Source organism: Streptomyces sp. NBC_00075, assembly GCF_045041225.1.
Lineage (GTDB): Bacteria > Actinomycetota > Actinomycetes > Streptomycetales > Streptomycetaceae > Streptomyces > Streptomyces adonidis.
Genome location: NZ_CP108243.1, coordinates 11,482,737 through 11,504,772 on the forward strand (window position 1 = coordinate 11,482,737; position 22,036 = coordinate 11,504,772).

General features: G+C 70.7%; 18 protein-coding genes. 11 read left to right on the forward strand and 7 right to left on the reverse strand.

The annotated features are described in order from the left end of the window. Positions 1-11 precede the first annotated feature (11 nt). The 3 genes from OG787_RS50550 to OG787_RS50560 are packed head-to-tail and all read right to left on the reverse strand — an operon-like array spanning position 12 to position 3,402. Complete coding sequence (locus tag OG787_RS50550; protein WP_369034979.1) at positions 12-719, reverse strand: ABC transporter ATP-binding protein; 708 nt, start codon at positions 717-719, stop codon at positions 12-14. Between the two features lie 8 nt (positions 720-727). Further along, on the reverse strand, positions 728-2,143 hold the full coding sequence (locus tag OG787_RS50555) for an FtsX-like permease family protein (protein WP_405540207.1): 1,416 nt from the start codon (positions 2,141-2,143) through the stop codon (positions 728-730). Then, positions 2,140-3,402 (reverse strand): FtsX-like permease family protein, encoded by a 1,263-nt coding sequence (locus tag OG787_RS50560; protein WP_405540209.1) that lies wholly within the window; start codon positions 3,400-3,402, stop codon positions 2,140-2,142. The genes OG787_RS50555 and OG787_RS50560 overlap by 4 nt, the downstream gene beginning before the upstream one ends. 122 nt (positions 3,403-3,524) lie before the next feature. On the opposite strand from OG787_RS50560, the gene OG787_RS50565 reads away from it, so the two are divergent. Further along, positions 3,525-4,187 carry a response regulator transcription factor gene (locus OG787_RS50565; RefSeq protein WP_405540210.1) on the forward strand — a complete coding sequence of 221 codons (663 nt, stop codon included), beginning with the start codon at positions 3,525-3,527 and terminating at the stop codon, positions 4,185-4,187. Further along, complete coding sequence (locus OG787_RS50570; RefSeq protein WP_405540211.1) at positions 4,178-5,380, forward strand: sensor histidine kinase; 1,203 nt, start codon at positions 4,178-4,180, stop codon at positions 5,378-5,380. The genes OG787_RS50565 and OG787_RS50570 overlap by 10 nt, the downstream gene beginning before the upstream one ends. Positions 5,381-5,417: 37 nt before the next feature. Here OG787_RS50570 and OG787_RS50575 read toward each other — a convergent pair whose 3' ends face one another. Next, complete coding sequence (locus tag OG787_RS50575) at positions 5,418-7,130, reverse strand: SulP family inorganic anion transporter (RefSeq protein ID WP_405540212.1); 1,713 nt, start codon at positions 7,128-7,130, stop codon at positions 5,418-5,420. A 387-nt stretch (positions 7,131-7,517) separates the two neighbouring features. Here OG787_RS50575 and OG787_RS50580 point away from each other — a divergent pair, with 387 nt between their 5' ends. After that, a complete protein-coding gene (locus tag OG787_RS50580; protein ID WP_405540214.1) occupies positions 7,518-8,156 on the forward strand; it encodes a TetR/AcrR family transcriptional regulator in 639 nt (212 codons plus the stop codon). Positions 8,157-8,460: 304 nt separating this feature from the next. On the opposite strand, the gene OG787_RS50585 is transcribed toward OG787_RS50580, so the two are convergent. Then, complete coding sequence (locus OG787_RS50585) at positions 8,461-10,074, reverse strand: MFS transporter (protein WP_405540215.1); 1,614 nt, start codon at positions 10,072-10,074, stop codon at positions 8,461-8,463. 123 nt (positions 10,075-10,197) lie between these two features. On the opposite strand from OG787_RS50585, the gene OG787_RS50590 reads away from it, so the two are divergent. Together OG787_RS50590 and OG787_RS50595 are read left to right on the forward strand one after the other, a co-directional pair. After that, on the forward strand, positions 10,198-10,836 hold the full coding sequence (locus OG787_RS50590) for a TetR/AcrR family transcriptional regulator (RefSeq protein WP_405540216.1): 639 nt from the start codon (positions 10,198-10,200) through the stop codon (positions 10,834-10,836). 37 nt (positions 10,837-10,873) lie between these two features. Beyond that, complete coding sequence (locus OG787_RS50595; protein ID WP_405540217.1) at positions 10,874-11,659, forward strand: DUF2993 domain-containing protein; 786 nt, start codon at positions 10,874-10,876, stop codon at positions 11,657-11,659. On the opposite strand, the gene OG787_RS50600 is transcribed toward OG787_RS50595, so the two are convergent. Further along, positions 11,656-12,306 carry a TetR/AcrR family transcriptional regulator gene (locus OG787_RS50600; RefSeq protein ID WP_405540219.1) on the reverse strand — a complete coding sequence of 217 codons (651 nt, stop codon included), beginning with the start codon at positions 12,304-12,306 and terminating at the stop codon, positions 11,656-11,658. The two genes, OG787_RS50595 and OG787_RS50600, sit on opposite strands and share 4 nt — an antisense overlap. A 135-nt stretch (positions 12,307-12,441) precedes the next feature. Between OG787_RS50600 and OG787_RS50605 the strand changes: the two genes are divergently transcribed. From OG787_RS50605 to OG787_RS50625, 5 genes are read left to right on the forward strand one after another with little or no spacing between them, the layout of a single operon-like run. Continuing rightward, the gene (locus OG787_RS50605) at positions 12,442-13,587 is read left to right on the forward strand and encodes a VOC family protein (protein ID WP_405540220.1); all 1,146 of its coding nucleotides are present in this window, start codon (positions 12,442-12,444) and stop codon (positions 13,585-13,587) included. Positions 13,588-13,614: 27 nt separating this feature from the next. Beyond that, complete coding sequence (locus tag OG787_RS50610; protein ID WP_405540221.1) at positions 13,615-14,553, forward strand: fumarylacetoacetate hydrolase family protein; 939 nt, start codon at positions 13,615-13,617, stop codon at positions 14,551-14,553. Between the two features lie 19 nt (positions 14,554-14,572). Then, positions 14,573-16,153 carry a bifunctional 3-(3-hydroxy-phenyl)propionate/3-hydroxycinnamic acid hydroxylase gene (locus tag OG787_RS50615; protein WP_405540222.1) on the forward strand — a complete coding sequence of 527 codons (1,581 nt, stop codon included), beginning with the start codon at positions 14,573-14,575 and terminating at the stop codon, positions 16,151-16,153. Then, entirely contained in the window at positions 16,150-18,129 is a 1,980-nt protein-coding gene (locus OG787_RS50620) for an acetoacetate--CoA ligase (RefSeq protein ID WP_405540224.1), read from the forward strand. Before OG787_RS50615 ends, OG787_RS50620 begins: the two co-directional genes overlap by 4 nt. Next, positions 18,126-18,470 (forward strand): DoxX family protein, encoded by a 345-nt coding sequence (locus OG787_RS50625; RefSeq protein WP_405540225.1) that lies wholly within the window; start codon positions 18,126-18,128, stop codon positions 18,468-18,470. Before OG787_RS50620 ends, OG787_RS50625 begins: the two co-directional genes overlap by 4 nt. Positions 18,471-18,614: 144 nt before the next feature. On the opposite strand, the gene OG787_RS50630 is transcribed toward OG787_RS50625, so the two are convergent. After that, a complete protein-coding gene (locus OG787_RS50630; RefSeq protein ID WP_405540226.1) occupies positions 18,615-20,291 on the reverse strand; it encodes a carboxylesterase/lipase family protein in 1,677 nt (558 codons plus the stop codon). 307 nt (positions 20,292-20,598) lie between these two features. Here OG787_RS50630 and OG787_RS50635 point away from each other — a divergent pair, with 307 nt between their 5' ends. After that, on the forward strand, positions 20,599-21,993 hold the full coding sequence (locus OG787_RS50635; protein ID WP_405540227.1) for a CapA family protein: 1,395 nt from the start codon (positions 20,599-20,601) through the stop codon (positions 21,991-21,993). The last annotated feature ends 43 nt before the right edge of the window (positions 21,994-22,036 follow it).

Sequence of the window (22,036 nt, forward strand, 5' to 3'; positions counted from 1 at the left end):
CGGTCAGGTGGTCATCGGGGTCTCACCTCGTCCGTCAGCTTGCCCTTGCGCAGGGTGAGGACCTGATCGGACTGTCCCGCGAGGTGCTGGGAGTGGGTGACGACGATCACGCACTTGCCCTGTTCGTGGGCCAGTTCGCGGAAGGTGTCGATGATGCCCTGGGCGGTGTCCTCGTCGAGGTTTCCGGTGGGTTCGTCGGCGAAGAGGATGTCGACGTCGCAGGCGAGGGCGCGGGCGATGGCGACCCGCTGCTGCTGGCCGCCGGAGAGCCGCATGACGTTGCGCGTGGCCGTGTCCCGGTCCAGACCGATCCGCTCCAGGATTTCCAGAGCGCGGGCCCTGCGGCCGCCGTGGCCGGGCTTCGTACCGGTGATCTCCATGGCGGTGGTGACGTTCTGGAGGGCGGTCATGTAGGTGAGCAGGTTGTAGTGCTGGAAGATCGTGGCGGCGTGCTTGTTGCGGTAGCGGCCGAGGCCGATCCGCGTCAGGTCCCGGCCGCTGAAGCTGATGGTGCCCCGGGTGGGTGCGTCGAGGCCGCTGGCGAGGCTGAGCAGGGTTGTCTTGCCGCTGCCCGAGGGCCCCAGGACGGTGTAGAAGGTGCCGCGTTCGAAGCTGAAGTCGATGTTCTTGAGTACGGCGGTCCTGCGGCGCTGGCCGACATAGGTGTGGCTGACTCCGTCCAGCCGGAGGACGGGCCGGGTCGCGGTGGTGCTGGTCATGGTGGCTGTCACTTGCCCTTCGCGAGGATGGTCCGGGGGCTGGACCGCAGGACGGAGGCGGCCGGGACGGCGGTAGCCAGCAGGCCGATGCCGAGACCGACACCGCCCACGGTGGCGAGGTCCGCCGGGGCGAGGCGTACGTCGATCCTGTCGATGGGGTCGGCGTTCTCCACCGGCTTGTCGTCCGGGTCGATGCCCTGGTCGAGGCCGGTGCTGCCGGGAGCCGGGGGCTGCCAGGAGTCGAGCCTGTCCCGGGCCTCGGCGGCCTCCTGGCCGAGCAGCGACTGGCCGGCGCTCTGGGTCAGGCTCTGCGTGAACATGCCGCTCAGACCGACGGCGAGGGCCGCGACCGCGACGATCTCCAGCGCCTGCTGGGCGATGAGCTTCCACTTCTTCTCGCCCATGGCCAGCAGTACGCCGTACTCCTTGCGGCGCTGTTTGACCGCCAGATTGACGAGGAGGACGAGGACGGCGGCGCCCGCGACGCCGATCAGCCACATCGCGACGGCGGCGGTGGAACTGATGCTGTCCAGAGGGCCCGTCATCTGCCGGATCGCCTTGTCGTTGGCGTCCAGGGTGAATCCGTCGAGCGCCGAACCCGCGATCCGCTCGGCCTCCTCCTTGAACTTCCCCAGGTCGTCGGCGTCTTGGAGGAGGAAGGTCGCCTGCCTGACCTGTACGCCCCCGTCCGCAGTGGAGTTGAGCCCGGCGAAGCCGCCCACGGACGCGTACAGCATGTTGGCCGGGTTGACGAGGTGCTCCGGCTCGGGCTCTGAACTGGGCCGCGGGTCCCGGAAGATGCCCGCCACGGTGAACTCCGCCGTGGCCTTGCCTTCGTTGGCGCCCAGGGCGATGCTGTCGCCGGTCTTGAGGCCGTTCTTCCGGGCCAGCCGCTCCTCGATCAGCAGCAGGTGCTTGTCCTTGTCGGCGGCGGTGAGATGGGCACCGGACAGGAGCGTGAAATTGCCGCTGCGGAAGTCGGGGAGCAGCGCGGAGTCGAGGATCCCGATGGTCGGGGTGCCATCGGGCCCCATGTACGAGGTCGATGAGTCCACACCTTCGGTGACCAGTTCGGCGCCCGCCTTAACGACGCCCCGGTCGAACATGGAGTAGTTGTACTTCTGGACCAGCGGGGAGGCGCCCAGTTCGTCCACCGTCGTGGCATCGATCTGCGGGGCGACGAGACCACCGCCCGCGCTCAGACCGTTGAGGTCCATCTCCAGGCTGACCTCGGCGCCCACGGAGCGCTCGGCCTCGGTTCTGGCCTCGGCGGTCGCGTCCCTGATCAGCACTCCGGCCAGCACCATCACGGAGATGACGAGGAAGGTGCACAGGGTGATCAGGGTTCTGCCCTTGCGGGACCACAGGCTGAAGGCCGCGCGTTTGACGAAGTTCATGTGGATCGGCTTTCTGTGGGGGCTCATTCGTCGGAGACGAGGATGGAGCGGGGGTGGAGACGGAGGATCCCCAGGCCGGGGACGACGGTCGAGACGAGGGAGATCCCGAGACCGATGCCGGCGACGTTGCCGACGTCGGAGGGCTCCACGCGCAGCTCGGGCCGGTCGGCGGCCGGTGCGTCCGGGGACCCGGACCTCGCGGAGGGGGCGAGCAGCGCGTCGCCCGCCTGCCGGACGGCGAGCTGACCGGCGAGGGCGGCGACGGCCACGGCGGGCAGGGCGACGGCGGCCACTTCCACGGTGTGCTGGCCGATGAGCTTCCACTTCTTCTCGCCCAGCGACAGCAGGATTCCCAGCTCGTCGCGGCGATTGCGGATCTGGAGCATCACCACCAGCCCGAGAATCAGCGCACCGGCCACGGCGACGACCCGGACGATCAGCCCGGCGAAGGCCGCGACCCGCTGGATCGGGCGGACCTGGTCCCGGTACGCCTTGTCATTGACGCGGAAGTCGAACGCCCCGGCACCGAGCAGCCGCCGGGTCTCGGCGTGCAGCCGCTCGGCCTGTTCCGGGGAGCCGATCCTGAAGACCGCCTCGGTGAGGTCCGACGCGCCGGGGCTCAACTGCCGCACAGCGCCGACGGGAACGTAGAGCGCGTTGCCGGGCAGCAGGTGCGGCGGCGTCCACGTCGAGGGGTCCGGCGTCGAGTCCCGGTAGATCCCGACGACTTCGAGCGGCACGGTGCGGCTTCCGTCGGCGGACCGGGCGCGCAGGGTGTCGCCGACCTCGATGCCGTTCTTCTCGGCCAGCCGCCGCTCGACCAGGGCGACCGCCCGACCGGCGTCCCCAGGGGTGATCCCGCGCCCCGCCGTGATCCTGTTCGAGCCGTACGAGAAGCGCAGCAGCAGCCCCGAGTCCCGTACGCCGATCAGCGCCAGGGACGGCTGTGTCCGCGCTCCGGTGCTTCCGTCGCCCTCCTCCGGGGCGCCGGACCGCAGCGGCTCGACACCGAGGCCCTCGGCGTCGAGCGGGAGCCACGGGGTGTACCGGTGCACCTGCGGGGACGAGCCGAGCCGGTCGGCCACCGCCGAAGTGAGGCCCTTGCCGCTCACCGTCACATCGACGCCGATCGTCCGCCGCGCGTCCGCCTCCTGGCGGGCGGTGGCGCCTTGCAGCAGGAAGCCGCCCAGCAGCAGCGTGCAGATGACGACGCAGATCGCCAGCAGGACGACGGTTCTGGCTTTCCTGGCCCGCAGACTCTGCCCGGCACGCTTGACGAAGTTCATGGCCAGGACAGAATCAGGGCGACCCGCGCAACGGGATAAGCGCGTTGCACCGGGATAAGGACGCTGTCCTCATGATGCTGTCCTTATCCCGCTGCAATGCCGTGCCGGGTTTCATGGGGATCATGAGAGTTCTGGTAGCCGAGGACCATCGCGTTCTCGCCCGTACGATCGCCACCGGTCTGCGCCGGCAGACGATGGCCGTCGATGTCGCCGCCTCCGGCGACGAGGCCGAGCGGATGTGCCTGCTGACCGACTACGACGTGCTGATCCTCGACCGGGACCTGCCGGTCATGACCGGCGACGAGGTGTGCCGACGACTGCGCGAACTCACCGACCCGCCACGGATCCTGATGCTGACCGCGGCCGGCGAGATCACGGACAAGGTCTACGGGCTCACGGCTCTCGGGGCCGACGACTACCTGGCCAAGCCGTTCGACTTCGCCGAACTGGTCGCCCGCGTACGGGCGTTGAGCCGTCGCGTCCCCAAGTCGCCACCGGTCGCGCTACGACACGAGGGCATCACCCTGGACCGGGCACGGCGCGCGGTGTCCGCGGACGGCCGGCCGCTGGACCTGACCCCCAAGGAGTTCGCGGTCCTGCAACTGCTGATGGAGGCACAGGGGGCTGCGGTCCCGCACGACGAACTCGTACGCACCGTCTGGGACGAGAACCTCGACCCGCGCACCAGCGCCGTACGGGCCGTCATCAGCAGGCTGCGCCGCAAACTCGGCGACCCCGACCTCATCACCGCGGACAAGGGACAGGGATACCGGCTGTGCGACTGAACCCGCGGACGCTGCTGCGGGGCATGCCGTTCCGTGCCCGGCTGGCCGCGGCCTTCTGCACGCTCTTCCTGCTGACGGGCGCGGCGCTGCTGGCCTTCGTGGTGCTGCTCGCACGCTACGGGACGGCCCAACAGGTCAAGGGCATCGCGATCACGAAGGGCGACGCGCCGACAGTCGGCGGGTTCCCCAGTGGGTACGCGCGCGCCACGGACCCCGACGGCACCCGCCCGTCGCTGGACGCGACCGGAGACGACTTCGCCCTGATCCGGCAGATCGACCAGACCGTACAGGCCGTGCAGGACACCGCCCTGAGACAGATGGTCCTCTGGTCGGCCGTCGGACTGCTCTTCATGGCGCTGCTGGCCGGACTGCTCGGCTGGTGGCTGGCCGGGCGGGCGCTGAGGCCGGTCGCCGCGATGACGGAGGCCACCCGTCGGATCAGTGAGCAGAACCTGCACCAGAGGCTGGCGCTCACCGGCCCGGACGACGAACTCCACCGTCTCGCCGACACCTTCGACACCATGCTCGACCGGCTGGAGAGGTCCTTCGAGAGCCAACGGCGTTTCGTGGCCAACGCCTCCCACGAACTCAGGACACCCCTCGCGGCCCAGCGCACGAGCCTGGAGGTCGGCCTCGCCGATCCGCTCCCCGAGGGCCTCGCCGAAGTACGCGAGGACCTGCTCGACACCAACCGCGAGGCCGAGCAGCTGATCACCGCGCTGCTGCTGCTCGCCCGCAGCGACCGCGGCCTGGAGGAGACCGAGACAGTGAACCTGTCGGCCGCGGCGATGCTCGTGGCGGCCGAACTCGCCCCGCAGGCCGAGGAAGAGCAGGTGGACGTGGCGGTGACGGCGGACCGGCCGCTGACCGTCCTCGGCGATCCCGTACTGCTGCGCCACCTCCTGACCAACCTCGTCCGCAACGCGATCCAGTACAACCACCCCGGTGGCCGGGTACGCGTACGGCTCGAAGACCGCACGCTGACCGTGACCAACACCGGGCCCACCGTGCCGGCCGACCGGGTCCCGGACCTGTTCGAGCCGTTCCGCCGCCTCACTCAGGACCGCATCGGCACCACGGGTCACGGGCTCGGCCTGTCCCTCGTCCGTTCCATCGCGGAGGCCCACGGAACCAGGGCAACGGCCGAACCGGGCCGGCAGGGCGGCCTCACCGTCACCGTGCGCTTCCCATGACGTGGCCCCCGCTCCGCACGTCTGGCAGGAGCGCGGCCTACTGAGCGCGCTGCCACTTCCGGTACGCGGCCACCGCGGTCGGCAGGGTGGGGAAGAGGAGGCCGGTGCCGACGGACTCCGTCAGGCCGTACGCGTCCAGGTCGTCCCGCAGATCCTGTTTGACGCGGGCCAGGGCGAAGACGATGCCCCGGCCCGTCAGTTCCTGGCGCAGCTCGTCGACGGCGTCCAGGGCGGTGATGTCGACCTCCACATTGGCCTCGGCGTTGAGGACGAACCAGCGGACCGGGTCGTCCTGTTCGTCGACGGCGGCCATGGCCCGGCGGCGGAAGTTCTCCGCGTTGGCGAAGAAGAGGGGCGAGTCGTAGCGGTAGACCAGCAGACCGGGGATCGTACGGGCCTGCGGATAGTCGTCCACGTCGTGCATGCCGGCCACCCCCGGGACGACCCCCTCGATCGCGTCGTGCGGGCGCGCGACCCGGGTCAGCAGCTCGGCCACGGACAGACCGACGGCGACCAGCACCCCGTACAGGATGTCCAGGGCCAGTACGCCCGCCAGACAGCCGAGCGCGAGCAGCAGCTCCCGGCGCCGGAAGGACGCCAGCCGCTGGAAGCCCGCCAGGTCGATCATGCGGAGGGCCGCGTAGACGACGAGCGCGCCCAGGACGACCGACGGGGTCCGGGACAGCAGGGGGCTGAGGAAGAGGAGGACGGCCAGGACGGCAGCGGCGGCGACCAGTGAGTACGCGGGGGAGCGGGCGCCCGCCGAGGAGGCGAGCGCGGTGCGGCTGGCGCTGCTGCTGACCGGGAAACCCTGCACCGCCCCGGCACCGAGGTTGGCCGCGCCCAGGGCGAGCAGTTCCTGGTTGGCGTCGAGCCCGGGGCCGTCGTCGGTACGGTCGGCGAAGGCGCGCGCGGTGAGGATGAAGTCCGTGTAGCCGACCAGGAGCACGCCGAGGGCGGGCAGCACCAGGTGCGGCAGCTCCGTCAGGTCCGGCGCCGCCAGGCCGGGCAGCCCCGCTGGGACGTCGCCGATCACCTTGATCCCGTGGCGGTCGTCGAGGTCGAGAACGGCCACGGCCGTCGTCGCGAGGACCACGGCCAGCAGGGGACCGGGGACGGCGGGGAGGAAGCGGGCCACGGCGAGGAGGAAGGCGAGCAGGAGCACGGCGAACAGCAGCGTGGGCAGATGGATCTGCGACAGATGCCGTACGAAGGACCACAGTTGGGGGAAGAACGCCGAGCCCGTGGTGCTGACCCCGGTGAGCTTCGGCAGCTGGTCCACGATCATGATCAGTGCCACGCCCGCCAGATAGCCGACCAGCACCGGCCGGGAGAGCAGGTCCGCGACGAAGCCGAGCCGTACCGCCCAGGCCACGACGCACAGCAGCCCGACCGTGACCGCGAGGGTGGCGGCCAGTACGGCGTACCGCTCCGGGTCTCCCGCGGCCAGCGGACCGACCACGGTCGCCGTCATCAGCGCGGTCGTGGACTCGGGCCCGACCGACAGCAGCCGCGAGGAACCGAGCACCGCGTACAGGGCGAGCGCGGGCAGAATCGCCCACAGCCCGGCGACCGGCGGCAGCCCGGCCACCCCCGCGTACGCCATCACCTGCGGCACGAGATACGCGGCCACCGTCACCCCGGCCAGCAGATCGCCGCGCAGCCAGGCGCGCTGATAGCCGAGAAGCACGCCGAGCCCCGGCGTCAGCCGACGCCACACCGGAACGGGTCTGCCCGAGCTGTGGGACATGGGCCTCCTTCTGCCGAGAGACCTCATGATCCACGCATGGCCGGGCAACCGCGAGGGACCGGGCCGCGCCGAGTCGCCCGGGGACCTGTTTCGTCGGCCCAACAGGCCTTCGGGTGAGGGGCGTTAGGACCCCACAGGTCGCTGACCGGCTTGAGAAGCCCCACTCACGTTCGGTACAGGCGGCGGACGACGTCGACAAGTGGCCGCACGACAACGCCCGCACCGAGGCCGAACGCGAACGGCTGGCCGCCACGCTGGCGCAGCGGCGCACCCGCTGGCCGCCTGACCGGGACCCGACCGGCCCCGTACGCGGCCGTGGCCGGTCGGGACCCGCGTGCCAGAATGGAGAAGTCCGTTCTCCGTTCCGGTTTCTTCGAGGTTCCTCTCGTGTCCCAGCCCGTCGGTCGTGTGCCGCAGCGAAGCAACGCGCGGTCCAACCGGGCGCGCATCCTGGCGACCGCGCGCCAGGAGCTCGGGCGGAACCCCGACATCACCCTGGAGGAGCTGGCCCGCGCCTCCGGTGTCGTACGGCGCACTCTGTTCGGGCACTTTCCCGGCCGGGCGGCGCTCCTGGACGCGCTGGCCGAAGAGGCCGCCGAGGCGCTCCAGGCCGCCGTGGCGGTCGGCGCGGGGGCGACGGAGCCCGCCGATCGGGCGCTCGCACACTTCTCGTTGTCGCTCTGGCCCGTGGGCGATCGGTACCGGATGCTCCTGGCGCTGGCCCGGCGGGACCTCGGCATGGACCGTGTCGCCGGGATCCTGGAGCCTGCCCGGGTCAGGGTCACGGCCATCGTGGAACGGGGACAGCGGGACGGAGTCTTCCACTCCCACCTGCCGGCCCCGGTGCTGAGCGCCGGTCTTGAAGCGATGACGGTCGCCCTGCTGCAAGAGGTCAACACCGGGGCGTTGCAGGACGACGGCACCCGGGTCGCCGTCACCACACTCGTCGCGGCCGGTGTGCCGGAGCAGCGGGCGCGGATCGTGGTCGACGACGTGGCCGCGGCACAGGACGTCCCTGTCGGCTGAGCCGCGAAACGGTCGCTCACCCCGACCTTCGAAAAGACCCCGCTTGGGAGAAGCGCAGTGAACTTCAGCGGACCGGACTTGCCGGAGCCGGACCAGGCGTGCTCGCGTAGGTGACGGCCCGCCGTGCACCGTCCGATGTGTCTTCGGTGGTCGTGCCGGTGTCCCGGGTGCGGACAACAAAAAAAAGGGGGGTGCCGGGTGTCCCCTCCCGGCACCGCCCGGGGCCGTGCGCCGCTCAAGGCACGGCCCGTCCTGGGGGTGGAGGAGGCCCGGAATCGGGGTTCCGGCCTCCGGTGTACGGGGCTCAGGCGCCCACGGTCTCGGTCTGCTCCTCGGTCGTCTGCGCCGCTTCTTCCTCACCGTGCTTGGTGGTGTGCCCCCGGCCGGGCAGGACGGCGATGACGATCAGCGTCCCGGCGGCCATGATGATGCCGCCGATGAGGCTGGTGTGGGCGATGGCGTGGGCGAAGGACTCGTGCACCGCCCCCAGCAGGGTCTGGGCCTGCTCGGCGCCGCCCTGGGGGTTCTTGGCGACCTGCTCGGCGACCGCGATGCCGCCGCCGACGGAGTCCTTGGCGGTGTCCATGGCCTCGGCCGGGAGCCGGCCGCCGATCATGCCGGTCAGCTTGTCCTTGTAGGACGTGGCCAGCAGCGAGCCGAGGATGGCGATGCCCAGTGAGGCGCCGAGTTCCAGCGCGGTGTCGTTGGCGCCGCCGCCGACGCCCAGCTCGTCCTCCGGGAAGGAGCCCATGATGGTGTCGGTGGCCGGGGCGAGACTCAGGCCGATCGCGAAGCCGAGCAGCAGCAGGGGAGCCAGGAAGGCGGTGTAGGCCGAGCCCGACCCGATCTGCGTGAGCAGGAAGACGCCCGCCGTGCCGATCACCATTCCGGTGCCCACGACCAGCTTCACGCCGAGCCTCGGGGCGAGCCTGCCGGTGACCGCGGCTCCGGCGAAGACGGCTCCGGCGAGCGGCAGCAGGCGGATGCCGGTCTCCAGGGCGTCGTAGCCGAGGACGAACTGGAGGAACTGGGTGGAGTAGTAGATCGAGCCGAAGGTTCCGAAGAAGAAGAACAGCACCGCGAGCATCGAGCCGCTGAAGGGGCGCTCGGTGAACTTGCGCACGTTCAGCATCGGGTTCGCGTGCTTCAACTCCCAGGCGACGAAGGCCAGGAGACCCACGCCGGCGGCCACGGCCGCGGTGATCGGGCCGACGCCCCAGCCGAAGTGCGGGCCCTCGATGGTCGCGTAGACCAGGGAGCCGACCGAGATGATCGACAGCAGACCGCCGATGTAGTCGATACGGCCCATGCCCGCAGCCTTGGACGGCGGGACCAGCAGCAGCGTGCCGACGACGCCGAGGACGGCGATGGGCACGTTCATCAGGAACGTGGAGCCCCAGGCGTGGTCCTCCAGGAGCCACCCGGCGGCCAGCGGGCCGGCGGCGATGGCGAGACCGGAGGTCGCGGACCAGGCGGTGATCGCCTTGGCGCGCTCGGCCCTCGGGAAGATCGCGACCAGCAGCGAGAGCGTGGCCGGCATCACGACGGCGGCGCCGACGCCCATGATCGCGCGAGCGACGATGACCAGGTTGGTCTCGTCGACCAGGCCGCCCATCACCGAACCGCCGATGAAGATCAGCAGGCCCAGGACCAGGGCGCCGCGGCGGCTGTACTTGTCGCCGATCGCGCCGAGCACGAGCATCAGCGCGGCGTACGGGACGGTGTAGCCGTCGATGACCCACTGGAGGTCACTGCTCGACAGGCCCAGGTCCTTCGTCATGTCGGGGGCGGCCACGATCAGCGACGTGTTCGCCATGACGACGATCAGCAGGCTCAGGCACAGGACCAGCAGGGCCCACCAGCGGCGTGGATAGGGCTCGGTCATCTTCTCGACGGGTGTGTTCGCAAAGAGCGGCATCGTCAGGCTCCTCGGCAGGGGGAAGCGGAGTGAGCAGTTAATTGCCCATGGATGTGCAGGCTAGTTTATTGCTCGCTGGTGTGCAACTATCGAGCTGCCCTCCCCGTCGAACGGAGGTCCGACATGGCCCGCACACCCGTCACAGCCACCCCGGAACGCAGCCGAACCCTGCTCACCCGGGCCCGCATCCTCGAAGCAGCCAGGCAGGAACTGGGTCGCGACCCCGACAGCAGCCTCAGCGACATCGCCGAGGCGGCGGGTGTGGTGCGCCGTACGGTCTACGGCCACTTCAACGGCAGGGCCGCACTCGTGGAGGGGCTGGTGGAGGAGGCCGCGCAGGCGCTGCGGCAGGCGCTCGCGGCCCCGCGGGCCCCCGCGGCGGATGCCGTCACGGAGTTGGCGTGCTTCGTCCTCGCCGTATGGCCCGTCGGTGACCGCTACCGAATCCTGCTTCGCCTCGCCCCCCAGGACCTCGGGGCCGAACGAGTCGCCGAACTCCTCGCCCCCGCACGCCACATGGCGGAGGCGGTCATCGACCGGGGGCAGCGGCAGGGTGTCTTCCAGACCAGTGTTCCGCCGGCCGTGCTGGCCCGGGGGTTGGAGGGACAGCTGCTGGGGCTGCTGGACTGCGTGAACGGTGGGGTCTGGAGTGACGACGGCACGGGCACCACGGCCGCCGCACTGATCGCGATGGGCGTGAACGCCGACCACGCCGCCACCCGTGTCCGCGAGCTCGTCCGACCCGAGGGCGTCGGCGCGTAGGCGCACTTCCCGAAGCACCACCCGAAGAGGGAGAACCATGTACCAGTCCCAGCGCGACGAGGAGTACGTCGGCGAGCCCTACTACGGCGACGGTTCCGTGTATATCAGCCCCCCGACCCGGACCGGGCGGCGCATGATCATCGCCGCCGCGTCCCTGGTGGTATTGCTGATCGGTGCCGTCGCGGTCGACCGGATCGCCGCGGCCCGCGCGGAGAGCCGTACGGGCCAGGCCTTCCAGGACGGCATGGGAACCGCCGACCGGCCGTCGGTGCACGTCAGCGGGTTTCCCGTGCTGACCCAGCTGGCCGAGGGACGCCTGGACCACGTCGACCTCACCGCCCACGACATCCCCGCGAACGGCACGACCCGGCCCCTGTCGGTGACGAGGCTGACTGTCGGGCTGGACGGGCTCAAAACCTCGGGAAGCGCCGACGAAGCGCACGCCCGCAGTGTTCGGGCGACCGCCTATCTGTCGTACGCGGACGTGTCGAACGTGCTCGGCGTGGAGGTGTCGCGGGGCGACGAGTCGGGTCGGATCAATGCGACGGCCAGTCTGCCGCTCGTCGGCGACGTGACCGTGAGCGCCGCCGTCTCGGCGGAGACCGGCAACCGCATCGCCTTCACGGACGTCCGCGCCGAGCGGGGCGAGCTGATTCCTCCGCTGAAGTCTCTGCTCGACAAGGCCCTGGACGAGCCCGTCCCACTGCGGAACATCCCTCAGGGGCTCCAACTACGGTCGGTCACCACCACCGAGGGCGGGATCGACGCCCGCTTCACCGGCCGCTCGGTCACCTTCCGCCCGGACTCGTCGTCGAGTGCCTAGGAGGAGGGCGGTCGGTCGAGGTCGGGGAGGGGGCGCCGGGCGACCTCGTGGGCATCGTCCGGCGGCAGGCCCAGCATGCGCAGAACCATCTCGGCGAGGTTCTTCGCGGCCTCGTCGCCGTCCACCTCGGGGCGGGCGAAACGCAGCTCCACCAGGGACAACAGGGTGCCGCCCAGCGCGGACAGGGCGACCACCGGGTCGAGGACGGTGAAACGGCCGGAGGCGATGCCTGCCTGGAGATCGCGCAGCGCCCGACTGGCCAGTCCGTTGTCCGAGTGGATGTGCCCGAGGCCGCGGCGGCGCAGGACCTGCATCAGCTCCGGATGGGAGTCGGACATACGGGCGCTGAGCCGGAAGCCGGCCGCGACGAGCTCCGCCGGGTCGTCGATCCCGGCCAGGCGCTCGTCGAAGCTCTGGCCGAACTCCTCCAGGGCGTCCACCACCGCCGCCTCGAACAGCTCCGTCTTGGAGTCGAAATGGTTGTAGAAGGAGCCGAAGCCGACGTCCGCGCGCTCGGCGATCGCCTGGATGCTGGCGCTCGTGTCACCGCTCTCGGCGAGTATCTGCCGGGCCGCTCGCACAAGAGCCCTGCGGGTCTCTGCGCGACGCCGCTCGAACCGGTTGCTGGGCGGGGCTGACGTAGACATGCGCAGAGTCTAACCATCGGGACGATGGCGATCGCAGTCCTGATGAATTCATCATTTCCTACCGCGAACGCCTTGACGACGGAACTGTCACAGTTGATGATTTCCTCATTACGGCAATGTTGCTCGGAGGGCACCATGTCTGAAAACCGTGTCAACGGGGCCGACCTCAGGACGGCCCATCAGGACCTCCACAGCGAGCAGGGCGCCCTGCGCGGCGAGCATCCGGGCCGGTCCCGGAATCCCGTGATCAAGGTGGCGGACCTGGCCTGGCTGGAGTTCGAGAAGCCCGACCTGGACCGCGCCGAGATCTTCGCCCGCGACTTCGGCTTCGGCGTCGCCGCGCGCACCGAGTGTGAGCTGTGGCTGCGCGGCACCTTCGCGGGCTCGCCCTGCATGGTGATCCGACGCGGCCGTACATCCCGCTTCATCGGCCCGGCCTTCCGTGCCGCCGGGCGGGCCGACCTCGACCGGCTGGCCCGCGCCACCGGATCGTCCGTACGGGAGACCGACGTCCCCGGCGGCGGCCAGGTGGTCGACCTGCTCGACCCCTCCGGCTTCCCGGTGCGGGTCGTGCACTGCGCCGAACGGCTCCCCGCGCTGCCGGAACAGCGGCCGGTGCTCCTCAACTTCGGCACGGATCACCGTCGTACGAACGCCACCCAGCGCCCGCCGCGCGAGCCGTCCCGCATCCAGCGGCTGGGCCATGTGGTGCTGGAGACCCGCGTGTTCGCCCGGGCTCTGGACTGGTACCTGGACACCCTCGGGATGATCGTCTCCGACTTCCTGTTCCTGGACGGACAGCGCGGCCGTGGCCCGACGATGGCGTTCATCCGCTGCGACCTGGGCGGCGTGCCGGCCGACCACCACACCCTGGCCATGCATCTGGGACCGGGCACCGGGTACGTCCACTCCGCCTACCAGGTCACCGACCTCGACTCGATCGCCGCGGGCGGCGAGTACCTCAACGAGCGTGGCTACAAGCGCAGTTGGGGCATCGGGCGGCACATCCAGGGCAGTCAGCTCTTCGACTACTGGCGCGACCCCGACCGCTTCATGCTGGAGCACTTCGCCGACGGCGACCTCTTCTCCTGCGACGTCGAGCCGGGCTGGGCCCCGATGTCGACCAGCGGTCTGGCCCAGTGGGGACCGCCCGCCACCCGCGACTTCCTCGGCGCGAGCCCGTCCCCGCAACGTGTCCGCGATGTCGTCGAGGCCCTGCGCGGAGACAACGAGATGGACCCGGCGCGACTGTTCGGGCTGCTCAAGGCTGCGAACTCCTGACCACATCCCCCTTGTAAAGGCACTGACATGAGTACGAACGTCCTGCGCACCGCCGACGGCTGGTGGGCGGTGGTCGGCGACCACGCCGTCCGCGTCGACACCAAGGCCCTCACCACCGACGAGTTGCTTCTCGACCGGGAGGCCGTGAAGGAGGCGGCTCGCTCCGGCGAGGCGGGCACGCCCGTCGCCGACCTGGCCGCCCTCTCCCCGGTCACCACCCCGTGCCGGGTGGTCGCCCAGATGGTCAACTACCGCAGCCACGCCCGCGATTCGGGCTTCACCGGCGACATCCCGCCCGCCTTCTTCCGCAAGGCGTCCGGCTCGGTCAGCGGCCCCGGCGACACCATCGTCCGCCCGTCGCACGTGAAGTTCCTCGACTACGAGATCGAACTCGGCCTGGTCATGGGCGCCCGCCTGCCCGTCGGCGCCGTCGTCACGGAGTCCGACCTGCACGAGTACGTCGCGGGACTGGTCGTCACCAACGACGTCAGCGCCCGTGACGTACAGCTCACGAAGACGCAGTTCTACGAGAGCAAGTCGTACCCCACCTTCACGCCCACCGGGCCCCACCTCGCGCTGCTGGACCCGGGCGACTTCGCCCATCTCCTGGACCTGCGGCTGAAGTTGAGCGTCAACGGCGACCTGCGCCAGGACCGCACCCTCGCCGACATGATCGTCCGCCCGGCGCAGGCGCTCACCCTGCTGGCCCGCTTCCAGACCCTCGACCCCGGCGACCTCCTGCTCACCGGCACCCCCGGCGGCACCGCTCTCAAGGCCCCTCCCAAGCCGGTCGAGAAGATCGGCGCGCTGCTGCCGCCCGCGCTGAAGTGGAAGGCCTTCTTCAAGAGCCAGGCCAAGAACCCGCACTACCTGAACCCGGGCGACGTGATCACGGCGACGATCGCGACCCCGGACGGCCGGATCGACCTCGGCGAGCAGCGTACGCCCGTCGCGGACGCGAACTGACACCCGAGGTGAGCCGCACATGACCGTCGACGAAGCCGCACGTGTGCCCGTCGTGATCGTCGGGGCCGGGCCGGTGGGCGTGACCGCCGCCCTTCTCCTGGCCCGGCGCGGAGTCCGCAGTGTCGTCCTGGAACGCCACCAGGACGTCTACCCGCTCCCGCGCGCCGTCGCCACCGACGACGAGATATGCAGGATCCTCCAGGCCGCAGGCGTCGGTGAGGAGTTCACCGCGATCACCCGCCCGGCCGACGGGCTGCGCCTGCTGGACCCCCGGCACCGGGTGATGGCCGAATTCCGGCGCTCCCGGCACGGTGCGCACGGCTACCCACAGTCCAGCATGTTCGACCAGCCCGAACTGGAACGCCTGCTGCGCGACGCCCTGGCCGAACGCCCGGAGTGCGAACTGCGCGGCGGCGTGGAGGTCACCGGCGTCGGCCCGGACACCTCGGGCCCCGTCCGTGTGACCTACCGTGACGACCACGGCGAGCACGAACTGCGGGCCGACGCGGTCCTCGGCTGCGACGGCGCCAACAGCCTCACCCGCGAGGCCATCGGGGGTGTCTGGGAGGACCTGCGCTTCGAGGAACGCTGGACCGTCGTCGACGTCCGCACGACGGCCGGTGTCCGCTGCTGGGAGGGCGTCGACCAGGTATGCGACCCGGCCAGGCCGGCGACCTTCATGCGCGTCGGCGAGGACCGTTACCGCTGGGAGTTCCGGCTGGGGGAGGGGCGGGAGACGGTCCGCGAGCTGGTCGCGCCGTGGCTGCCGCCCTCGTACGACGGGGACTTCGAGGTCGTCCGCGAGACGCAGTACACCTTCCGGGCGCGCGTCGCCGACCGCTGGCGCAGCGGACGGGTCTTCCTGCTCGGCGACGCCGCCCACCTCACCCCGCCGTTCGTCGGACAAGGGCTGTGCTCGGGCATACGGGACGCCTACAACCTCACCTGGAAGCTGGCCCGAGTCCTCCGACAGGGTGCGGAGGACGGGCTGTTGGCGACGTACGAGAGTGAGCGCAAGCCGCACGCCCGGCATGTGGTCCGCCTCGCGGTCGCCATGGGCTGGGCCATGACCGGCGGCCAGGACGGCGCCGCCGCACTCCGCCGCAGAGCCCTGGCCGCGGCCTGCCGCATACCCGGCGTGACCGAACTGGCCGGCCGCGACCTCAGCCGGCCCCTGACCGCCGGGCCGCTGGTGCGGCGCGGTCTCCGCCGGGGTCTTGCGGGCACGTACTGTCCGCAGCCGTGGGTGAACGTCGACGGACGGCGCACCCGTCTCGACGAGGTGCTCGGCGACTCCTTCACCGTCCTGACCGCCACCGAACCCGGCCCTTCGCTGACCGCGATCGCCCACGGCCTCGGCGTGCGCGCGGTCCCGGTGACCGGCCTCGGCGACGACGGCACGCTCGCCGCCTGGCTGCGCGCAGGAGACGCGGACGCGGTCCTGCTGCGGCCCGACCGTGTCGTGATGGATGTCGTCCCGTCGGGCGGCCGGGACTTCACGTCGACCGCCGCCTGGGCGTCCCTGCTGCACACCACACGAAGCCCGATCGCCGCCCGACGCCCAGTCGAGAAAAGCCTGTTGAGGAGCACCGCACGATGACCAGGCCCTACCCGGAGCCCTTCACGACGCCCGATCCGCAGGTTGTCGCCGACAGCAACATCATGGACTTCGCCCGCCATGCCGGACTGGACGGCACCGACTACGCCGCCCTGCACCGCTGGTCCGTCACCGACCTGGAAGGCTTCTGGGGCGCTGTCTGGGCGTACTTCGACATCGACGCGGACACCCCGTACGAGCGGGTCCTGGCCGAGGAGACCATGCCCGGCGCCCGCTGGTTCCCGGGCGCCACCCTCAACTACGCCCACCACGCCCTGCGCAACCTCATCGCCGGCCGGCCCGCGATCATCGCCCTCGACGAGACCGGCTCCGGCCACGCGGTCACCGGGGAGGCGCTGCGCGCGCAGGTCGCCTCCGTCGCCGCCACCCTGCGCGACCTGGGCGTCGGCAAAGGCGACCGGGTCGTCGGCTATCTGCCCAACACCCCGCACGCCATCGTCGCGTTCCTCGCCGCCGCGAGCCTCGGCGCCGTCTGGTCGGTGTGCGGGCAGGACTACGCGCCCAAGGCCGCCGCCGACCGCTTCGCCCAGCTCGAACCGACCGTGCTGATCGCCGCCGACGGCTACCTCTTCAACGGCACCGCCCACGACCGCCGCGATGCGAGCCTCGAACTCGCCCGCGCACTCCCGACGTTGAAGGCCACCCTGCTGGTGGACCATGTGGGCCTGCCCTGGCCCTCGCGCGACTACCCCTCGCTGGTGGTGTCTTGGGAGGACGCCGCCACCCGCACCGAACAACTCGCCTGTACGCCGGTGCCGTTCGACCACCCGCTGTGGGTCGTGTTCTCCTCCGGCACCACCGGTCTGCCCAAGGGCATCGTCCACGGCCACGGCGGCGTCCTCCTCGAACACCTCAAAACCCTCGGCCTGCACTCCGACCTGGGCCCCGGCGACCGCCTCCTCTGGTACACCACCACCCACTGGATGATGTGGAACCTGGTCGCCTCCACCCTCCTGACCGGCGCCACGACCTGCACGTACGAGGGCAGCCCGGCCCCCTTCGCCAAGCTCGACGTCCTGTGGGAACTGGCCGCACGCCACCGCGTGACCGTCTTCGGCACCAGCCCCCAGTACCTCCTGGGCATGGCCAAGTTCGGCATCGACCCCTCCGCGCACGACCTGTCGTCCGTCCGCGTCGTCGGCTGCACCGGCTCCGCCCTGCCCGCCTCCGCCTACCCCTGGGTCCGCAAGAACGTGGGCGACCGCGTACTGCTCGCCTCGATCAGCGGCGGTACGGACGTGGTGTCCGGCTTCGCGGGCAGCGCGCCCAACACCCCGGTGTGGGCAGGGGAGCTGTCGGCACCCCACCTGGGCGTGGCGCTCGCCGCGTACGACGCCGAGGGCCGCCCGGTCACGGACGAGGTCGGCGAACTGGTCGTCACCCGGCCCATGCCGTCGATGCCGCTGTGCTTCTGGAACGACCCCGACGGCACCCGCCACCACGACGCCTACTTCTCCTCCTATCCCGGTGTCTGGCGGCACGGTGACTGGATCACCCACACCTCGTACGGCTCGGTGATCGTCCACGGCCGCTCCGACAGCACCCTGAACCGCAACGGCGTCCGCCTGGGCAGCGCCGACATCCACGACGTCGTCGAACGCCTCGCTGAGATCACCGAGGCCCTGGTCATCGGTGCGGAGGAACCCGACGGCGGCTACTGGATGCCGCTCTTCGTGGTCCCGGCGGCCGGAGTGATCCTCGACGACACCCTCCGCGAGAAGATCAAGGAGGCGATCCGGACCGGCGCCTCACCCCGCCATGTCCCCGACGAGATCATCGAGGTCCCGGGCATCCCGCACACCCGTACCGGCAAGAAACTGGAGGTCCCGGTCAAACGCCTGCTCCAGGGTGCCCCGGTCGAACAGGTCGTCAACCCGGCCGTCGTGGACGCTCCCGACCTCATCGACCACTTCGCCCGTCTGGGCGCCGAGCGCCGCAAGGGCAGGACCACCGCATGACCACCTTGCTCGCCGTCGCCCTGTCCCTGGTCTTTCTCCCGCTGGGCCTGGCGAAGATGGCCGCGGTGCCGTTCATGCGCCGGGCGGCGGCCCACCTCGGCATGTCGATCCGCCTCTACCGCGTGGTCGGCACCCTGGAGGTGGCCGGGGTCGCCGGTCTGCTGCTGGGGCTGACCCGGACGCCTCTGGGCGTGGCCGCCGCGACAGGCCTTGCCCTGTTGATGACCGCGGCGGCGGTGGTCCACCTGCGCCACGGCGACCCGCCGCCCCGGGCCGTCCCGGCCGCCGTACTGGCCCTGATCGCTGTGGCGTACGCGGTGACGGCGGTGGCCGCCGCCTGACGTGCGTCCTGTGGGGCCGGGCGCGGGCAGCCCCGCGAGGTTGGCGGCTGCCCGTCCCCGGCTCCTCCGCGGGCTGCCCTCGCACACCGGCCTCCCCCTCCCTCCGAGGCCGGGACGCCGACCGAGGGTTGTCGTGATCGTTCGTCAGCCTGGCAGGCTCGCCCAGAAATCGAGGTTGTGCTCGGCTGCGAAGCCGTCGCTGACCTCGGAACAGGCAGCCGGGGCCCGGTTGCTCGACGGGTCGGTGTCGCAGGCCTTGAGGGACATCAACCTCCCCGTTGCCGCGCTGTACTTCGGCCAGGTCGGCGTACCCGCCCCACTGGGGGTGCCCTCGGCGGCGAAGCGGCCCCAGTAGGCGATCATCTGGTGGGACAGCTCCAGCTGGTCGTCGTCGTACGGCAGGGTCTGGCCGAGGTAGTCCCAGATGTAGCCGAGGTCGTCGACGTGGATGGCCCCGCCGAAGGGGAAGTCACGGGCCGCCGCGCTCTTCTGCTGGATCAGGTGGATGGACGTGAAGTGCGGGGTGTCGCTCTCGGCGAACTCGTAGGCGTAGGTGGGCACCCACCTCGACAGCGAGGTGAACAGCTGCTGCCGGGTGTAGGAGGTGGAGCCGTTCTGGGCGGCGGTCCAGGCTTCGCCCGGGGTGGCGTACGCGCTGAGGGGGTACTCCGCCAGAACCTTGTCGGCGTCGGCGTCGGCGCCGTAGGCGGAGCGCACCTGCTGCTCGTACTGCGCGGCGGTCATGGGGGTGCCGAGGTAGTCGTAGTTCTGGAAGGTGGACAGACCGCGCTCGCTGTCGGTCTGACCGATCATCACGGGAACGCGGGTGAAGTTCCCGGTCCTGATCGCGGTCGCGGGGTTCACCGGGAAGGCCGATCCGCCCGCCGAGGGAGAGACGCCCGCCTTCTTCTGGGCGGCCAGGAGATCGGCGGCGGGCTTGGCACGCAGGCAGGCGAGGACGTCGGACGCCTCGGAGCAGCCGACGGCCCTGACGAAGGCCGCGCTCTGCGTCTGTCCCGCGGCCGCCGTCTGTAGGTTGCAGCCGCCACTGGCGATGACGGCGCGGGTGAACAGACCCTTGGCGGTGGGTGAGGTGAGGTGGTCGCAGACCGCCGTCGCGCCGGCGGACTGCCCGGAGACGGTGACGTTCCTCGGGTCGCCGCCGAAGCCCGCGATGTTGGAGTGCACCCAGCGCAGGGCGGTCTGCTGGTCGAGGAGGCCGTAGTTGCCCGGGCCGTTCCCGCTCTCGGCGTGCAACTGGGGCAGGTTGAGGAAACCGAGTGCGCCGAGGCGGTAGTTGACGGTGACGACGATCGCGCCGGTCTGCTGGACGAACCTGCGCGGGTCGGTGTCCTGGCCGGCGCCCCCGGTGTTGCCGCCGCCGTGGATCCACACCACGACAGGTGCCTCGGCCTCGGCGTTGTCGGGGACGTACACGTTGAGGGCGAGGCAGTCCTCGCTGGTGACGGTCTTCTCGTAGCCGGGGTCCCAACCGGTGTTCTGCGCGCACCGGTTGCCGAAGGCGGTGGCATTGCGTACGCCGGACCACTTGGCCACGGGCTGCGGGGACTTCCACCGGTTGCGCCCGGACGCGTCGGCGGCGTACGGGATGCCGAGCCACTCGTCGTAGCCGGTGCGGCTCTCGCCACGGACTCTGCCCGCATCCGTCCGCACCACCAGTGAAGAGGTGCGAGCGGATGCGGGGGGATCCGCCGAGGCTCCCAGGGCGTCGGCGGCGACGGGGGACAGCAGTCCCAGGCCGAGCACGCCCACTGCGGCCAGTGCGATGGCGGTTCGGCCGGACGACTTCGTTCTGATCATGGTTCCCAGCTCCTGACTCTGTGATCGGGAACGGTGAACTGCGGTGAGAGGCAGCCCTGGTGGAGGGAGCCTGTGCGGATAGATCGTGCGAGCGCCGAGAACGTAGCCGTCCGGCAATGTTGGGAGCAATACGCGTGACGGGATTCCCTGCGGGCGACTGATAACCGTTGTTGATGGGGGGAGTAGCAACTGTGGACTTCTGCGGGGAAACCGCACCGGCCTAGCCTGGCGGAACGTGATGGCAGAAGGAGTCGCCGCGCCCCTGTGTGCGGCTGCGTCCGGCATTTCGAAGGGAAGTGCAGGTCATATGCCCCATACCGGCGACTGGTCGGTCGCGATCGCAGGCGAGTGCATGGTGACCCGGCCGTTCTCTATTCATCGTGAGGGTGAATTCGAGGAAATTCGTGGGCTGTTCGGTGCCGCCGACGTCGGATACGCGCACCTGGAGATGAACTTCGGGAATTCCTCGGACGTGTATCCGGCCCGCGGTGACTGGTTCGGAAGCTACATGCTGGCGGATCCCGGCATCGCACGGGATCTGCGCTGGCTGGGCGTGGACGTCATGTCGACGGCGAACAACCACAGTCTGGACTTCGGGGAACGAGCCCTGCTCTCGACGCGTGCGGCGCTCAGGGGCGCGGGACTCGCGTCCGCAGGCACGGGACAGGACCTGGACGCCGCGCGGGCTCCGGCCTTCGTCGAGACCCCGAGGGGCCGGATGGCCCTGATCTCGGCCACCTCCGGCAACCGGCCGCACGAGTGGGCGGGCGTGCCCAAGGAGACCATGGCGGGCCGCCCGGGCATCAACCCCCTTCGCGTGACGACGACCTACGTGGTGCCGTCGGATGCCGCCCGGCACCTGAGGTCCGCGGCGGACCGGCTCAACGTGCTGCGGACCAGCAAGGACTGCAAGCCGGGCAGGACGGGCCGGATGCTCACCGCCGGCGAGTTCCAGTACAACCTGCCGGGTGGTCAGTCGGCCGCCGGGGAGATGGTCTTCCGCGAGGGGGACGAGTTCGGGATCCACACCGAGTGCCACCAGGGAGACCTGGAGGGCAACCTGCGGTCGATCCGGTCGGCGGCGGCGATGGCCGATCTGGTCATGGTCGCCCACCACTTCAACATCTCCGAGGGACCGCGCGGCGACCGACCGCCGCGGTTCGTCAGGGAGTTCGCCCACCGTGCGATCGAGGCCGGCGCGGACATCTTCGTCGGCCACGGCTGGCACAAGACGCTCGGCATCGAGATCTACCGCGGCAAACCCATCTTCTACGGTCTGGGCAACTTCTTCGCCCAGTCGGAGTTCCTGGAGCGCGTCCCGTACGACAGTTACGAGACCTGGGGCCACGACGTGGACGCCCTGCCCACGCTCACCCCGGATGTCCACCCCCTGCACCCGGGCCTCGACACACCGTCCCCCACATGGTGGAGTTCGGCCGTCCTCGACGTGCGCCTCACCGACGGCCGGGTCACCGGCGTCACGCTCCACCCGGTGGAACTCGGCCGTGAGGTCTCCAAGGAGGCGAAGATCACCCGGGGCACCGGCAAGTCGACCGAGCACCCCCTGACGGAGGGCCGCCCGCTCATCGCGGACCAGGCCAACGGCGCCCGCGTACTGGAGCGTTACCAGCGGTTGTCCGCGGAGTACGACACACAGGTGGAGATCGACGGGGCGGTGGGCAGGGTGCGGATCGGGGACTGACCGCGGCGCGATCACGGATCAGGAGGTTCCGAGGATGGGATGC

What these genes read in the sequence shown, in the direction of transcription:
- OG787_RS50550 (WP_369034979.1), bottom strand. Translation starts at nt 719, where the DNA reads ATGACCAGCACCACCGCGACCCGGCCCGTCCTCCGGCTGGACGGAGTC.
- OG787_RS50565 (WP_405540210.1), top strand. Translation starts at nt 3,525, where the DNA reads ATGAGAGTTCTGGTAGCCGAGGACCATCGCGTTCTCGCCCGTACGATC.
- OG787_RS50610 (WP_405540221.1), top strand. Translation starts at nt 13,615, where the DNA reads ATGAGTACGAACGTCCTGCGCACCGCCGACGGCTGGTGGGCGGTGGTC.
- OG787_RS50620 (WP_405540224.1), top strand. Translation starts at nt 16,150, where the DNA reads ATGACCAGGCCCTACCCGGAGCCCTTCACGACGCCCGATCCGCAGGTT.
- OG787_RS50575 (WP_405540212.1), bottom strand. Translation starts at nt 7,130, where the DNA reads ATGTCCCACAGCTCGGGCAGACCCGTTCCGGTGTGGCGTCGGCTGACG.
- OG787_RS50605 (WP_405540220.1), top strand. Translation starts at nt 12,442, where the DNA reads ATGTCTGAAAACCGTGTCAACGGGGCCGACCTCAGGACGGCCCATCAG.
- OG787_RS50615 (WP_405540222.1), top strand. Translation starts at nt 14,573, where the DNA reads ATGACCGTCGACGAAGCCGCACGTGTGCCCGTCGTGATCGTCGGGGCC.
- OG787_RS50630 (WP_405540226.1), bottom strand. Translation starts at nt 20,291, where the DNA reads ATGATCAGAACGAAGTCGTCCGGCCGAACCGCCATCGCACTGGCCGCA.
- OG787_RS50600 (WP_405540219.1), bottom strand. Translation starts at nt 12,306, where the DNA reads ATGTCTACGTCAGCCCCGCCCAGCAACCGGTTCGAGCGGCGTCGCGCA.
- OG787_RS50635 (WP_405540227.1), top strand. Translation starts at nt 20,599, where the DNA reads ATGCCCCATACCGGCGACTGGTCGGTCGCGATCGCAGGCGAGTGCATG.
- OG787_RS50625 (WP_405540225.1), top strand. Translation starts at nt 18,126, where the DNA reads ATGACCACCTTGCTCGCCGTCGCCCTGTCCCTGGTCTTTCTCCCGCTG.
- OG787_RS50590 (WP_405540216.1), top strand. Translation starts at nt 10,198, where the DNA reads ATGGCCCGCACACCCGTCACAGCCACCCCGGAACGCAGCCGAACCCTG.
- OG787_RS50595 (WP_405540217.1), top strand. Translation starts at nt 10,874, where the DNA reads ATGTACCAGTCCCAGCGCGACGAGGAGTACGTCGGCGAGCCCTACTAC.
- OG787_RS50560 (WP_405540209.1), bottom strand. Translation starts at nt 3,402, where the DNA reads ATGAACTTCGTCAAGCGTGCCGGGCAGAGTCTGCGGGCCAGGAAAGCC.
- OG787_RS50555 (WP_405540207.1), bottom strand. Translation starts at nt 2,143, where the DNA reads ATGAGCCCCCACAGAAAGCCGATCCACATGAACTTCGTCAAACGCGCG.
- OG787_RS50585 (WP_405540215.1), bottom strand. Translation starts at nt 10,074, where the DNA reads ATGCCGCTCTTTGCGAACACACCCGTCGAGAAGATGACCGAGCCCTAT.